This is a genomic window from uncultured Ramlibacter sp. (genome assembly GCF_936925435.1).
Classification (GTDB): Bacteria; Pseudomonadota; Gammaproteobacteria; order Burkholderiales; family Burkholderiaceae_C; genus Ramlibacter.
In genome coordinates this window covers 1-13,783 of sequence record NZ_CAKZHQ010000041.1, presented here as the reverse complement: position 1 = coordinate 13,783, position 13,783 = coordinate 1, and the positions used below count along the sequence as shown (strand labels likewise).

Sequence of the window (13,783 nt, the reverse complement as noted above, 5' to 3'; positions counted from 1 at the left end):
CAGGCCCGGCTCGCCGTGCGCCGCGGCCTGGCCGGCGGGCGCACGCCCTGGAGCGAGGCGCGCGGCGACACCGAGCTGTACACCGGCCGCCAGCGCCAGGCGCTGGACGACGGCACAAAGCACGAGGAGCGCGAGGCCGCGCGCATCGCCGCCCTCCGTGCCGAAGCCGCTGGCCTGCAACGCCAGCCGCGCCGCGCCCGCAGCGGCGCCAACGTCACGCAGATGCACTACGCCCGGCGCGGCATCGTCACGCCCGAGATGGAGTACGTCGCCATCCGCGAGAACGGCAAACGCGAATGGGCGGCGCAGTACCTGGACAACGCCGAGCGGGCCCAGCGCCTGCGCGGCAATCCCATGGGCGCGCAGATCCCGCAACTGGTGACGCCAGAATTCGTGCGCGACGAGGTGGCACGCGGCCGCGCCATCATCCCGGCCAACATCAACCACCCGGAGGTCGAGCCCATGGCGATCGGCCGCAACTTCCTGGTCAAGATCAACGCCAACATCGGCAACTCCGCCGTCACCTCGGGCATCGAGGAGGAGGTGGAAAAACTGGTCTGGGCCATCCGCTGGGGCGCCGACAACGTGATGGACCTGTCCACCGGCAAGAACATCCACACCACGCGCGACTGGATCCTGCGCAACTCGCCTGTGCCCATCGGCACGGTCCCCATCTACCAGGCGCTGGAGAAAGTGGGCGGCGTGGCCGAGGACCTGACATGGGAGATCTTCCGCGACACCTTGATCGAGCAGGCCGAGCAGGGCGTGGACTACTTCACCATCCACGCCGGCATCCGCCTGGCCTTCGTCCACCTGACGGCCGGCCGGCGCACCGGCATCGTCTCGCGCGGCGGCTCCATCATGGCCAAGTGGTGCATCGCCCACCACAAGGAGAGCTTCCTGTACGAGCACTTCGAGGACATCTGCGACATCATGAAGCAGTACGACGTGAGCTTCTCGCTGGGCGACGGCCTGCGTCCGGGCTCGGGCGCAGACGCCAACGACGAGGCCCAGTTCGCCGAGCTGCGCACCCTGGGCGAATTGACGAAAACTGCTTGGCAGCACGATGTGCAGACCATGGTCGAAGGCCCGGGCCACGTGCCCATGCACATGATCCAGGCCAACATGGAGGAGCAGTTGAAGCACTGCCACGAGGCGCCGTTCTACACCCTGGGCCCGCTGACCATCGACATCGCGCCGGGCTACGACCACATCTCCAGCGCCATCGGCGCGGCCCTGATCGGCTGGTACGGCACGGCCATGCTCTGCTACGTCACGCCCAAGGAACACCTGGGCCTGCCCGACCGCGACGACGTCAAGCAGGGCATCATTGCCTACAAGATCGCGGCCCACGCGGCCGACATCGCCAAGGGCCACCCGGCCTCGCGGGCGCGCGACGAGGCGCTGTCCAAGGCGCGCTTCGAGTTCCGCTGGCAGGACCAGTTCAACCTGGCGCTGGACCCGGACACGGCACGCGACTTCCACGACGAAACCCTGCCGGCCGACGGCGCCAAGGTCGCGCACTTCTGCTCCATGTGCGGGCCCAAGTTCTGTTCGATGAAGATCAGCCAGGAGGTGCGCGACTACGCTGCGGCGCAGGAGGGCATGGCCCAGAAAAGCGCGGAGTTCCGCGCCGCCGGCAGCGAAATCTACATTCCCATCGCCAAGGGCTGACATGCGCATTGGTATTGCGGGCGCAGGCTTGTTAGGCCGCCTGCTGGCTTTTCAGTTGGGACGCGCGGGCCATGCGGTCGAGGTCTTCGACCCGGCTGCGGACGCCAATGCGCGGGCCGCTGCGGGCTGGACTGCCGCCGGCATGCTCAGCCCGGTGGCCGAACTGGAGTGCGCCGACCAGGGCGTGTTCGCGCTGGGCCTGCGCTCGCTGGACCTGTGGCCGCAATGGCTGGCGCAGCTGGACCAGCCCGTGCAGTTCAGCCGCCGCGGCAGCCTGTTGCTGGCGCACCGCGGTGACGAGGGCGCAGCGCAGCGCGTGGTGGAGCTGCTGCGCAGCAAGGCACCGGCTTCGCACGCGCCCGAGGCACTCACTCCCGCGCAGCTGCGCGAACTGGAGCCCACCGTGCAAGGCCCGGCCCACGCCTGGCTGCTGCAGGGCGAAGGCCAGATCCACACGGTGCAAGCCATGCAGGCGCTGGCTTGCGCATCGCGCGGCGTCACATGGCACTGGCAGCACACGGTGGACCAGGTGCAGGCCAGCAGCCTGCGGGCGAACGGCGAGCTGCACCGCTTCGACTGGGTCTTCGATGTGCGCGGCCTGGGCGCAAGGCCTCAGCTTCCTTTGCGCGGCGTGCGTGGAGAGATCTTCTGGCTGCACGCGCCCGGCGTGGCCTTGCAACGACCGCTGCGCCTGCTGCATCCGCGGCATCGCGTCTACCTGGTGCCGCGCGAAGGCGACGTCGTCGTGGTCGGCGCCAGCGAGATCGAGAGCGAGGACCGCTCGCCGGTCTCGGTGCGCAGCACGGTGGAACTGCTGGCCGCAGCCCACAGCGTGCTGCCCGAGTTGGCCGAGGCGCGCCTCATCCACAGCGAAACCAATCTGCGCCCCGCCTTGCCAGACAACCTGCCGCGCGTGGACAGCCAGGCCGGCCTGACCCGCATCAATGGCTTGTTCCGCCACGGCTGGCTGATCGCGCCGGCCCTGGTGCAAGACGCGTTGCACCACATGGAAACAACCAAAGCATGAGCACCATCACCCTCAACGGCGAGCCGCGCGCCCTGCCACCCGGCCAGACCCTGGCCGGCCTGGTCGCCGCCCTGGACGCCGCGCCCAAGTCGCTGGCCACCGCCGTCAACGGCGAGTTCGTCGCCATCGCGGCGCGGGAGCAACAGCTGCTGCAAGACGGCGACGCGGTCTTCACTTTTCAACCGATCACAGGAGGCTGAACATGGCCTGGACCATTGGCGGCGTGCAACTGACAAGCCGCTTCTTCCTCGGCACGGCCGGCTATCCCTCGCCGCAAGTGCTGCAAGAGGCCATCGCCGCCTCCGGCGCGCAGGTGGTGACCGTGGGCTTGAAGCGCCAGCTGGCGGCGGCCGGCGCGCCGGGCGCCCCTGGTGATTTCTACCGCATGGTGCGCGAGACCGGCGCCCACTTGCTGCCCAACACCGCCGGCTGCCGCACGGCGCGCGAGGCCGTCACCCTGGCGCGCATGGCGCGCGAGCTGTTCGGCACCCACTGGATCAAGCTGGAGGTGGTGGGCGACGAGCACACCTTGCAGCCCGACCCCTTCGAGCTGCTGCTCGCCGCCGGCGAACTCGCCCGCGACGGTTTCGAGGTCTTTCCCTATTGCACGGACGACCTGGTGACTTGCCAGCGCCTGCTGGACGCCGGCTGCCGCATCCTCATGCCCTGGGGCGCGCCCATAGGCTCGGGCCAGGGCCTGGTCAATCCCGGCGCGCTGCGCACGCTGCGCGCCCGCCTGCCCGGTGTGCCGCTGATCGTCGACGCCGGCATCGGTTCGCCACGCGACGCGGTGCAGGCCATGGAGTTGGGCTTCGATGCCGTGCTGCTCAATTCCGCCGTGGCGCAGGCGCGCGAGCCGGTGACCATGGCGCGCGCCTTCGGCCTGGGCATTGAAGCCGGCCGCCTGGCCTGGGAGGCCGGTGTGATGGCCCGCCAGGACATGGCCGTGCCCACCACGCCGGTCACGGGACGCCCCTTTCTGCTCTGAAGCGCTTCACTTTTAATAGCACTCCAGGTCCGTTTGGCGCGGGCTAACACCCCATTTGATTCGAAATATGACCACCCAACCTGCTTCCCCCGACGACTTCCTGGCACAGGGCTTCGTCCCACTCGATGCCCAGGTCCTGGCGCAGCGCGCCACTATCGGCCATTTGCCCGCACTGGACATCCCGGGCCAGTCAGCGCAGGGCGGCTTCGCGCCGCTGGCCGACAAGGACCTGGGCCTGTACGCCGTGGTCGACAGCGCGGCCTGGGTGCAGCGCGTGCTCGATGGCGGCGTGCGCACCGTGCAGCTGCGCATCAAGGACCCGGGCGATCCCAGCCTGCGCGCGCAGGTGCGCGACAGCGTGACGGCCTCACGCGCCGCCGGCGCCCAGTTCTTTCTCAACGACCACTGGCAGATCGCCATCGAGGAAGGCGTCTATGGCGTGCACTTGGGCCAGGAAGACCTGGCGACCGCCGACCTGGACGCCATCGCCCGCGCCGGCCTGCGCCTTGGCATCAGCACCCACGCGCCCTGGGAGGTCTGCCGCGCCTGGCCGCTGCGCCCCAGTTACATCGCCTGTGGGCCCATCCATGCGACAGCTGCCAAAGCCATGCCCTGGATTCCGCAGGGCAATGCCAACCTGGCCTGGTGGTGCAAGGAGCTCGCGCCGCTGCCTGTGGTCGCCATCGGCGGCATGGACGTGGAACGCACGGCACAGGCTGCCAGCTGCGGCGCGGCCGGCGTGGCGGTGATCAGCGCCATCACGGCAGCGGCGTCACCGGAGGCGGCGATCCGCTCCTTGCAGCAGGCAGTGGCGCAAGGGCGCCAACGGCCGCCGCATCCGGTACCGGCCATGCCCCGCACCAGCTTGCAGAGCGCGCTTTGCCAGAGCGCCGTGCCCGGCGTAGCATCGTGACTCCAAAATCAAATAACGAATGGAGACAGGCATGAAGAACATCGCAAGCCGCACGCTCATCGCTCTGGCCGTGGCAAGCGCCCTCGCAGGCTGCGCCACCATGGACTCAGGCTGGGTCCCGCTGGTCAACGGCGGCCAGGGCCTGGACAACTTCAACCGCGTGGGCGTGGCCAACTGGGCGGCGGTGGACGGCGTCATCCAGGCCACCCAGGGCGGCGCCACGCCGGCCTACCTGGTGACCAAGCTCAGCTACCGCGACTTCAGCGTGCGGGCCGAGTTCTGGTCCAGCGACGATGCCAACAGCGGCCTGTTCCTGCGCTGCCAGGAGCCGGTCAACATCACCGACGAGAACTGCTACGAGGCCAACATCTTCGACCAGCGGCCCGACCCGACCTATGGCACGGGCGCCATCGTCAAGGTCGCCCCCGTCGCCCAGCCCATGCCCAAGGCCGGAGGCAAGTGGAACACCTACGAGATCACCATGCGCGGCGACCACCTGGTGCTGGTGCTCAATGGCGTCAAGACGGTGGACGTGCGCAATGCCAAGCTCGCCAGCGGCCCGCTGGCGCTGCAATGGGGCCGCGGCACCATCAAGTGGCGCAAGGTCGAGATCAAGACCCTGTAAGCGCGGAGCGGCTCAGGCCGCGCCGATGTTGGGCACCAGGGCGCCGGCGTTCTGGCCGCCCTTCAAGGCTGCGGTAAAAGCCAGCATGCGGTCGATCGGCAAACGGGCGCGCTCGCCCAGCGACGGGTCCACATGGATCTCGTTGCTGCCGGTCTCCAGCACATGGGCCAGGCCGGCCAGGCCGTTCATGGCCATCCAGGGGCAGTGCGCGCAGCTCTTGCAGGTGGCGCTGTTGCCGGCCGTCGGCGCTTCGATGAAGAGCTTGCCCGGATTGAGCGTGCGCAGCTTGTGCATCATGCCGTTGTCGGTGGCGACGATGAACTCCTTGGCGTCCATCTCGCTGGCGGCCTTGAGGATGGCCGAGGTCGAGCCCACGGCGTCGGCCAGTGCCACCACGTCGGCGGGTGACTCCGGGTGCACCAGGATCTTGGCCTTGGGGTACTGCTTTTTCAGGGCCTCCAACTCGAAGGCCTTGAACTCGTCGTGCACGATGCAGGCGCCGTTCCAGAACACCATGTCGGCGCCGGTCTGGCGCTGGATGTAGCCGCCCAGGTGCTTGTCCGGCGCCCACAGGATCTTGTGGCCCTTGTCCTTGAGCGCGGCCACGATGTCCAGCGCGCAGCTGGAGGTGACCAGCCAGTCCGAGCGCGCCTTCACCGCGGCGCTGGTGTTGGCATAGACCACCACGGTGCGGTCGGGGTGCTGGTCGCAAAAGGCGCTGAACTCGTCGATGGGACAGCCCAGGTCCAGCGAGCAGGTGGCGTCCAGATCGGGCATCAGCACCGTCTTGCCCGGCGACAGGATCTTGCTGGTCTCGCCCATGAACTTCACGCCGGAGACGACCAGGGTCTGGGCCGGGTGGTCGCGGCCGAAGCGCGCCATCTCCAGCGAGTCGCTGACGATGCCGCCGGTCTCCTCGGCCAGGTCCTGCAGGTCCGGATGCACGTAGTAGTGCGAGACCATGACCGCGTTGCGCTCCTTGAGCAGGCGCTTGATGCGCTCCTTGAGCTCGGCGCGCTCGTGCGGCAGCGGCTCCACCGGCACGCGGGCCCAGGCGTGCTTGGTATCGCAAACACTGCCGCTCACAGGCTGCTCGAACTCCACGTCGATGATGGGGATGACGACGCTCATGTCAGATGTCCTTCAGGCGCATCGAGAAATCGGTGGCCTTGATGTCCTTGGTCAGGCCGCCGATGGAGATGCGGTCCACACCGGTCTCGGCCAGGGTGCGCAAGCCGTCCAGCGTCACGCCGCCGGAGATCTCCAGGATGGCGCGGCCGTTATTGATGCGCACGGCCTGGTGCAAGGTGGCCAGGTCCATGTTGTCCAGCAGCACCATGGTGGCGCCGGCGGCCAGCGCTTCTTCCAGCTGGGCCAATGTTTCCACCTCGATCTCGATGAAGCTGGCCTGCGCCGCCACCTTCTGCGCGGCGCGCAGCACCGGGGTCACGCCGCCGGCCGCAGCGATGTGGTTTTCCTTGATCAGCACCGCGTCGTACAGGCCGATGCGGTGGTTGGTGCCGCCGCCGGTCTTGACCGCATACTTTTGCGCAAGCCGCAGGCCGGGCAGGGTCTTGCGGGTGTCGACGATTTGCGCCCGCGTGCCCTTGACGGCCTCCACATAGGTGGCGGTCTTGGTCGCCACCGCGCTGAGCAGTTGCAGGAAGTTCAGCGCCGTGCGCTCGGCCGTCAGCAGGCCGCGCGCCGATCCCTCGATCTCCAGCACCACCTGGTCGGCCAGGGCGCGCTGGCCCTCGCGCACCAGCCAGTGGACTTGCGCACCGGGATCGACCTGGCGCAGCGCTGCCTCGGCCCAGGGGGCGCCGCAGATCACCGCGGATTCTCGGGCCAGCACACGGGCACGGGCGCGCCGCTTGCCATCCACCAGGCCGGCCGTCAGGTCACCATCGCCCACGTCCTCGGCCAGGGCACGGGCCACATCGGCGCGCGCCAGTTCGGCCACCGCGGCAGCCGAGAAATCAAATACTGCTGTCATGCGGTCAAGCATAGCGGCATCGGACTACAGGCGCAGGCCGTGACTGGGAGACAATTTCGCCATGAGTCCTTATGCACCCACGGCCCCCAAGCGCGAAGAAGTCGATGCCATGACCGGCCCCGTGCTGCTGGAGTTCGGCACCGACTGGTGCGGCTGGTGCAAGGGCGCCCAGCCCCATATCGCCGCCGCCCTGCAAGCCCATCCTGGCGTGCGCCACCTGAAGATCGAGGACGGCAGCGGCCGGCCGCTGGGGCGCTCGTTCAAGGTCAAGCTCTGGCCCACCCTGGTCTTCCTCAAGGACGGCCAGGAGCAGGCCCAGCTGGTGCGGCCGCAGGCCAGCGAACCGATTGCCCAGGCGCTGACGCAGATCGACGGCTGAGCCTGGCCGGCGTCCGCTGGCACCTCTTTTGCGTAGGTTGGCATGCCAACAACCACCAACGAGGCAAATCCCATGGACAAACGCCGTTTCCTGCGCGCCGGCCTGGCGGCCAGCGCCGCTGCCGTCTCCGTTCCCGCCCTGGCCCAGGCCAGCCCCAACGTGCGCTGGCGAATCGCGTCGAGCTTCCCCAAGAGCCTGGACACCATCTACGGCGGCGCCGAGGTGCTGGCCCGGCGGGTCGGCCAGATCACGGGGGGCAAATTCCAGATTTCGGTGCATGCCGCCGGCGAGCTCATGCCCGCTTTTGGTGTGGTCGATGCGGTCCAGGGCGGCAGCATCGAGTGCGCCCACACGGCCAGCTACTACTTCGTGGGCAAGAGCAAGACCTTCGGCTTCGAGACCACCCTGCCCTTTGGCATGAACCAGCGCCAGCAGAACGCCTGGATGGTCCACGGCGGCGGCCTGGCCCTGGTGCGCGACTTCCTGCGCGACTTCAACATCGTCAGCTTCCCCGGCGGCAACACCGGCGTGCAGATGGGTGGCTGGTTTCGCAAGGAGATCAAGTCGCTGGCCGACTTGAAGGGCCTGAAGATGCGCATCCCCGGCATCGGTGGCGAGGTGATGGCGCGCCTGGGCGCCGTGCCGCAGAACATCCCCGGCGGCGACATCTACCCGGCGCTGGAAAAAGGCACGATCGACGCGGCCGAATGGGTGGGCCCCTATGACGACGAGAAGCTGGGCTTCTACAAGATCGCGCCCCACTACTACTACCCCGGCTGGTGGGAGAGCAACTCCATGTACTCGTTCTATGTGAACACCAAGACCTGGGAGGCCCTGCCCAAGGACTACCAGGCCGCTTTCGAGGCCGCCGCGGCCGAGGCCAACAGCGACATGATGGCCGAGTACGACTTCAAGAACCCGGCGGCGCTGCGCCGCCTGGTGGGCAGCGGCGTCAAGCTGCACGCCTATCCGCTGCCGCTGATGAAGGCAGCGCAGGACGCGGCCTTCGACCTGTACCGGGAAGAAGCCGACAAGAACCCCTCGTTCAAGAAAATCTACGAGTCCTGGAGCAAGTTCCGCGGCGAGGTGATGCTCTGGCACCGCTTTGCCGAGCACACCTACGCGAACTTCGTCTACAACAACCCGCCCAGCAAGACCTGAGGCTCAGGCTTCGGAGGTGGCGTCGCGGCCCATGAGGGCTGCCACCGCCGCGGCGGGCTGCAACTGGCCGTCCAGCAGGGCGACGACAGCGCGCGCAATGGGCATGTCCACGCCCAACTGCGCGGCCCGCTGCACCACGGTGCGGGCGCAGTACACGCCCTCGGCCACATGGCCCAGCGAGTCCACCGCCTGCTGCAGCGTGCGGCCCTGGGCCAGCAGCAGGCCGACCTTGCGGTTTCGCGAAAGATCGCCGGTGGCGGTGAGCACCAGATCGCCCAGGCCCGACAGGCCCATGAAGGTCTCGGGTTTGGCGCCCAGCGCCAGGCCCAGGCGCGTCATCTCGGCCAGGCCGCGGGTGATGAGGGCGGCGCGGGCGTTCAGGCCCAGCGCCAGGCCATCGCACAGGCCGGTGGCGATCGCCAGCACGTTCTTGACCGCACCGCCGGTCTCCACGCCGGCCAGGTCGTCGTTGGCATAGACCCGCAGGCTGGGGCTGTGAAAGGCCGCGACCAGGGCCTCGCGCACGGCCGCATGGCCGCTGGCGGCGACCAGGGCCGTGGGCTGGCCCCGCGCCACTTCCAGCGCGAAGCTGGGGCCGCTGAGGACGCCGGCCTGCAGCTGCGGCGCCACCTGCTGCTGAACTTCGTGGCCCAGCAGGCCATGCGGCGTGCTGACCGGGGCCTCGAAGCCCTTGCACAGCCAGGCCAGGGGGCCGCCGTGGCTGGCCAGGGCCTGCAGCGTGGCGCGCAGACCCGCCATGGGCGTGGCAATGATGGCCAGGTCGTGGCCGGCGGCGGCTTGGGCCAGGTCGGACGCCGCAGCGATGGCCAGAGCCGGGGGCAAGGCCACGCCGGGCAGGTAGCGCCGGTTCTCGCGCGCGGCGGCCATCTCGCGGGCCTGGGCCGCGTCGCGCGCCCAGAGCGTCACCGCATGCCGGCCGGCGGCGCTGGCGGCCAGCGCCGTGCCCCAGGCACCACCGCCGATGACTATGATTTTCATAGCTGCTCAGGCAATCTGGACACGGGCTGGAGGCCTTTTTGACCTCTTCGCAGGACGCTCAGGCGGTGGTGATGATGGGCGAGGGCGTGGCAGCCTGGAGCTCGGCCTGCTGCTGCTCGTACATCGACTGGAAGTTGATCTCGGACAGGTGCACCGGCGGGAAGCCGGCGCGGGTGATCAGGTCGGCCACGTTGCCGCGCAGGTAGGGGTAGACGATCTGCGGGCAGGCGATGCCCATGATGGGGTTCATCTGCTCGGGCGGCAGGTTGCGGATCTCGAAGATGCCGGCCTGCTTGGCCTCGACCAGGAACACTGTCTTGTCCTTGACCTTGGTGGTGACGGTGGCGGTGACGCAGACCTCGTAGATGCCGTCTGCGGCCTGCAGGGCTTCCACGCCCAGCTGGATGTCGACGGCCGGTGCTTCCTGCTCCAGCAGGATGGCGGGGGAATTGGGCTGCTCCAGCGAGCACTCCTTGAGGTAGACGCGCTGGATCTGGAACACGGGGTCTTGCTGCTGGTCGGCCATGGTTTTGCTTTCGGGTCAAAAACGAAGCCCGCATCGCGTGACCGCGGCGGGCTGGGGGAAAAACGGGGTCAGGCCCGATTATCTCAGTGTCAGGCGGTGCTGCCCTGCAGCAGCGGCACCAGGGCGCCGCGGCTGTCCAGGGCCATCAGGTCGTCGCAGCCGCCCACGTGGGTGTCGCCGATGAAGATCTGCGGTACGGTGCGCCGACCGGTCATTTCCATCATCTTCATGCGCTCTTCGGGAAGCTCATCCACCCGCACCTCGTCGATGACAGCCACGCCCTTGGACTTGAGGATCTGCTTGGCGCGCACGCAGTAGGGGCAAAACTGCGTGGTGTACATCTTGACGGCTTGCATGCGGGACTTTCTTCAGGCTTTTTCCAGCGGAAGATTAGCGTCTTTCCAGCTTTTGAGGCCGCCGGCCAGGACTTGGGCCTTCTCGTAACCCAGCTTTTTGGCCGTGGCCAGCGCCCGGTTGGCGCGCGCGCCGGTTGCGCACACCAGGATCAGCGGCAGAGCCTTGTTCTTGACCACTTCGGGCAGGCGGGTTTCCAGCTGGCCCAGCGGGATGTTTTTGGCGCCGCCCACATGGCCGGCGGCAAACTCCTCGGTTTCGCAGACGTCCACCACCACGGCTTTTTCACGGTTGATGAGTTGCACCGCGTTGGCGGCCGAGAGGCCGGAGACGGCCGCGCCCTGCACCACGGGCCACAGCAGCAGGGCGCCAGAGGCCAGGGCCACCGAGATCAGCATCCAGTTGTCGATCAGAAATTTCACTTTTTTCCTTGGGCTGAGAAAGTCAGCTAACCCGCGATTCTAAAATCCCGGGCTTCCCCTTCCCTTTTGCACTGTCTCCCGCCATGTACAAACTCGTGCTGATCCGCCACGGCGAATCGACCTGGAACCTTGAAAACCGCTTCACCGGCTGGACCGACGTGGACCTCACGGCCACCGGCGTCGAGCAGGCCAGGCAGGCCGGGCGCCTGTTGCGCGCCGAAGGCTATGAGTTCGATGTCGCCTACACCAGCGTGCTCAAGCGCGCCACCCACACCCTCTGGCACTGCCTGGATGAGATGGACCGCACCTGGCTGCCGGTGGTCCACTCCTGGCGCCTGAACGAGCGCCACTACGGCGCCCTGCAAGGCCTGAACAAGGCGGAAACCGCCAAAAAGTACGGCGACGAGCAGGTCCTGGTCTGGCGCCGCAGCTACGACACGCCGCCGCCAGCGCTGGAGGCGACCGACCCTCGGGCCGAGGCCGGCGACATCCGCTACGCCGCCCTGGCCCCCGGCCAAGTGCCGCTGACCGAGTGCCTCAAGGACACGGTGGCCCGGGTTCTGCCCTTCTGGGACGCGTCCATAGCCCCGGCCATCCGCGCCGGTCAGCGCCTGGTGGTGGCCGCCCACGGCAACTCGATCCGCGCCCTGGTGAAGTACCTGGACGGCGTCTCGGACACCGACATCGTCGGCCTGAACATCCCCAACGGCATCCCGCTGGTCTACGAACTGGACGCCCAGCTCAAGCCCCTGAAGCACTACTACCTGGGGGACGCACAGGCCATCGCCAAGGCCGCAGCGGCGGTCGCCAGCCAGGGCAAGGCCTGAACCCGGCTGCCGCAATGGGCTGCCGCGGCGCGCTGCAGGCGGTCTGGCGCGACGCAAAGATCAGGTAAACCCGGCGACTTTTTCCACATCCTGACAACGGCAAGGGAACCGCCGCTGCATGGACGCGTCCTATCACTTTCGCGGGTGTATATTGAAGACGTGAGGACTGACATTTTTTTATGCGCCACAAACTCAAGATCGCTGGCTGGATTTCCGTAGGCGCCCTGGCCGGAGCGCTCACCACAGTCTCGCTGCAGACCGTCGCTCGTGGTGCCCTTGCCCCGCTTCCCCTGGAAGAGTTGCAACAGCTCGCCGCGGTGTTCGGCATGGTCAAGAGCGACTATGTTGAGGCGGTGGACGACAAGAAGCTGATCACCGATGCCATCTCCGGCATGGTGGCCAGCCTGGACCCCCATTCGCAGTATTTCGACAAGAAGTCCTTCAAGGAATTCCGCGAAGGCACGTCCGGGCGCTTCGTCGGCGTCGGCATCGAGATCTCGCAGGAGGACGGCCTGGTCAAGGTGGTCTCCCCGATCGAGGGCTCGCCGGCCTTCCGCGCCGGCCTCAAACCCAACGACCTGATCACCAAGATCGATGACACCGTCGTCAAGGGGCTGTCGCTCAACGAGGCCGTCAAGCGCATGCGCGGCGAGCCCAACACCAAGGTCATGCTGACGATCTTCCGCAAGGACGAGAACCGCACCTTCCCGGTGACCATCACCCGCGAGGAAATCAGAACCCAGTCGGTCCGCGGCAAGGTGATGGAGCCCGGCTACGCCTGGCTGCGCCTGTCGCAGTTCCAGGAACGCACGGTCGACGACTTCGTGCGCAAGGTCGAGGAAATCTACAAGGCCGAGCCCAACCTCAAGGGCATGGTGCTGGACCTGCGCAACGACCCGGGCGGCCTGCTGGACGCTGCCGTGGCGCTGTCGGCGGCTTTCCTGCCGGATACCGCGATCAATCGCCTGTTCGGGGGCGAAGTCGATAACCGCTTCTCCGGACAGGGCACGCCGACAGGCATGCTAAAGAAGGTCGAAGGCGGCTATCTGCTGAACGGCAAATGGGCCTATGCGAGCGGCATCTATCATGCCACCTTCACCCACACCGCGGCCCTGCTCGACGATGGCAACGGCCAGCCGGCAAAGGACGAGAATGGCAATGTGATCGTGCTCTGCGCCCACGCGCCGGTCGAGGATCACGACCTGCTCGGCAACTGGCATTCGCTGGGCCTGCAGGCGACCGGCAGCATCGATTATGCCGCCAAGGACGTGCTCATCCCCGACGACATGGTGTTTCCGATCATGACCGCCGAGCCGCAGCGGATGGAGGAGTTCTTCAGCCTAGGCGTGGTCGGCCTGGCGGCCATCGGCCATTCCGGCTGGGCGATTGGCGCGTCGCGTCGCATGCTCGACGAGATGGCGAAATACGCGCTGACCAAGACGGGCCGGGCCGGTCTGCTAGGCGAGAGCGACAAGTTCTGGTTTGACTTCGGTCGCGCGGAGGCCCGGGTCCGGGCGGCACGCGCCTTCCTGTTCGAGGTCTGGCACGATATCGAGGCTTCGATCGAGGCCGGCAACCGGGTCACAACCCGCCAGATCAGCCTTGTCCATCTTGCCAAGTCGGAGGTGCACGAGGCCGGCGTCGATGCCTGCCAGTTCGTCTACCGGGCAGCCGGTGGCGCTTCGCTGCGTTACGGCGTCATGCAGCGCATCTACCGCGAAATGCTGACGGCAGCCAATCACTTCACGATCAATCCCAATATCGTCGGTGCGGCAGGCCGCGAGCTTGCCGGCCTGTGGAGCGATCGCGTCTGGCAGTTCTACGACCTGAATGAGAAGAAATGAGCGACGTGAAGGCTGAAAAGGGCCAGGCCGCGCCATCCGCATCAGTGG

The 13,783-nt window shown here is 67.6% G+C and carries 16 protein-coding genes; 10 read left to right on the top strand and 6 right to left on the bottom strand.

Features of this window, described 5'->3' with window-relative positions:
• The 6 genes from thiC to Q0632_RS16225 all read left to right on the top strand — a co-directional run.
• On the top strand, window positions 1-1,674 hold a 1,674-nt coding region (thiC, locus tag Q0632_RS16250), incomplete at its 5' end, for a phosphomethylpyrimidine synthase ThiC (RefSeq protein ID WP_298932080.1).
• 1 nt (window position 1,675) lies between these two features.
• On the top strand, window positions 1,676-2,701 hold the full coding sequence (thiO, locus tag Q0632_RS16245) for a glycine oxidase ThiO (protein ID WP_298932078.1): 1,026 nt from the start codon (window positions 1,676-1,678) through the stop codon (window positions 2,699-2,701).
• Window positions 2,698-2,901 carry a sulfur carrier protein ThiS gene (gene thiS, locus Q0632_RS16240; RefSeq protein WP_298932076.1) on the top strand — a complete coding sequence of 68 codons (204 nt, stop codon included), beginning with the start codon at window positions 2,698-2,700 and terminating at the stop codon, window positions 2,899-2,901. Before thiO ends, thiS begins: the two co-directional genes overlap by 4 nt.
• 2 nt (window positions 2,902-2,903) lie before the next feature.
• Window positions 2,904-3,689, top strand: a complete 786-nt coding sequence (locus Q0632_RS16235) for a thiazole synthase (RefSeq protein WP_298932074.1) — start codon at window positions 2,904-2,906, stop codon at window positions 3,687-3,689.
• 67 nt (window positions 3,690-3,756) lie between these two features.
• The gene (locus Q0632_RS16230; RefSeq protein ID WP_298932072.1) at window positions 3,757-4,602 is read left to right on the top strand and encodes a thiamine phosphate synthase; all 846 of its coding nucleotides are present in this window, start codon (window positions 3,757-3,759) and stop codon (window positions 4,600-4,602) included.
• 31 nt (window positions 4,603-4,633) lie between these two features.
• On the top strand, window positions 4,634-5,227 hold the full coding sequence (locus Q0632_RS16225) for a DUF1080 domain-containing protein (RefSeq protein ID WP_298932070.1): 594 nt from the start codon (window positions 4,634-4,636) through the stop codon (window positions 5,225-5,227).
• A 12-nt stretch (window positions 5,228-5,239) separates the two neighbouring features.
• Here Q0632_RS16225 and nadA read toward each other — a convergent pair whose 3' ends face one another.
• Both nadA and nadC read right to left on the bottom strand, forming a co-directional pair.
• Window positions 5,240-6,358, bottom strand: coding sequence for a quinolinate synthase NadA (nadA, locus tag Q0632_RS16220; RefSeq protein ID WP_298932069.1), 1,119 nt, complete (start codon window positions 6,356-6,358; stop codon window positions 5,240-5,242).
• Window position 6,359: 1 nt separating this feature from the next.
• Entirely contained in the window at window positions 6,360-7,223 is an 864-nt protein-coding gene (nadC, locus tag Q0632_RS16215; protein WP_298932068.1) for a carboxylating nicotinate-nucleotide diphosphorylase, read from the bottom strand.
• A 61-nt stretch (window positions 7,224-7,284) separates the two neighbouring features.
• On the opposite strand from nadC, the gene Q0632_RS16210 reads away from it, so the two are divergent.
• The gene (locus Q0632_RS16210) at window positions 7,285-7,602 is read left to right on the top strand and encodes a thioredoxin family protein (protein WP_298932067.1); all 318 of its coding nucleotides are present in this window, start codon (window positions 7,285-7,287) and stop codon (window positions 7,600-7,602) included.
• 72 nt (window positions 7,603-7,674) lie between these two features.
• A complete protein-coding gene (locus tag Q0632_RS16205) occupies window positions 7,675-8,763 on the top strand; it encodes a TRAP transporter substrate-binding protein (RefSeq protein WP_298932065.1) in 1,089 nt (362 codons plus the stop codon).
• A 3-nt stretch (window positions 8,764-8,766) separates the two neighbouring features.
• Here Q0632_RS16205 and Q0632_RS16200 read toward each other — a convergent pair whose 3' ends face one another.
• The 4 genes from Q0632_RS16200 to Q0632_RS16185 all read right to left on the bottom strand — a co-directional run bounded on the left by Q0632_RS16200 (window position 8,767) and on the right by Q0632_RS16185 (window position 11,064).
• The gene (locus tag Q0632_RS16200; RefSeq protein ID WP_298932064.1) at window positions 8,767-9,762 is read right to left on the bottom strand and encodes an NAD(P)H-dependent glycerol-3-phosphate dehydrogenase; all 996 of its coding nucleotides are present in this window, start codon (window positions 9,760-9,762) and stop codon (window positions 8,767-8,769) included.
• Between the two features lie 58 nt (window positions 9,763-9,820).
• Window positions 9,821-10,288, bottom strand: a complete 468-nt coding sequence (gene secB, locus Q0632_RS16195) for a protein-export chaperone SecB (RefSeq protein WP_298932062.1) — start codon at window positions 10,286-10,288, stop codon at window positions 9,821-9,823.
• An 89-nt stretch (window positions 10,289-10,377) separates the two neighbouring features.
• Entirely contained in the window at window positions 10,378-10,644 is a 267-nt protein-coding gene (grxC, locus tag Q0632_RS16190; protein WP_298932060.1) for a glutaredoxin 3, read from the bottom strand.
• A gap of 12 nt (window positions 10,645-10,656) precedes the next feature.
• Window positions 10,657-11,064, bottom strand: coding sequence for a rhodanese-like domain-containing protein (locus tag Q0632_RS16185; protein WP_298932058.1), 408 nt, complete (start codon window positions 11,062-11,064; stop codon window positions 10,657-10,659).
• An 83-nt stretch (window positions 11,065-11,147) separates the two neighbouring features.
• Between Q0632_RS16185 and gpmA the strand changes: the two genes are divergently transcribed.
• Together gpmA and Q0632_RS16175 are read left to right on the top strand one after the other, a co-directional pair.
• Complete coding sequence (gpmA, locus tag Q0632_RS16180) at window positions 11,148-11,891, top strand: 2,3-diphosphoglycerate-dependent phosphoglycerate mutase (RefSeq protein WP_298932056.1); 744 nt, start codon at window positions 11,148-11,150, stop codon at window positions 11,889-11,891.
• A gap of 179 nt (window positions 11,892-12,070) precedes the next feature.
• On the top strand, window positions 12,071-13,735 hold the full coding sequence (locus Q0632_RS16175) for a PDZ domain-containing protein (protein WP_298932054.1): 1,665 nt from the start codon (window positions 12,071-12,073) through the stop codon (window positions 13,733-13,735).
• Window positions 13,736-13,783 lie beyond the last annotated feature (48 nt).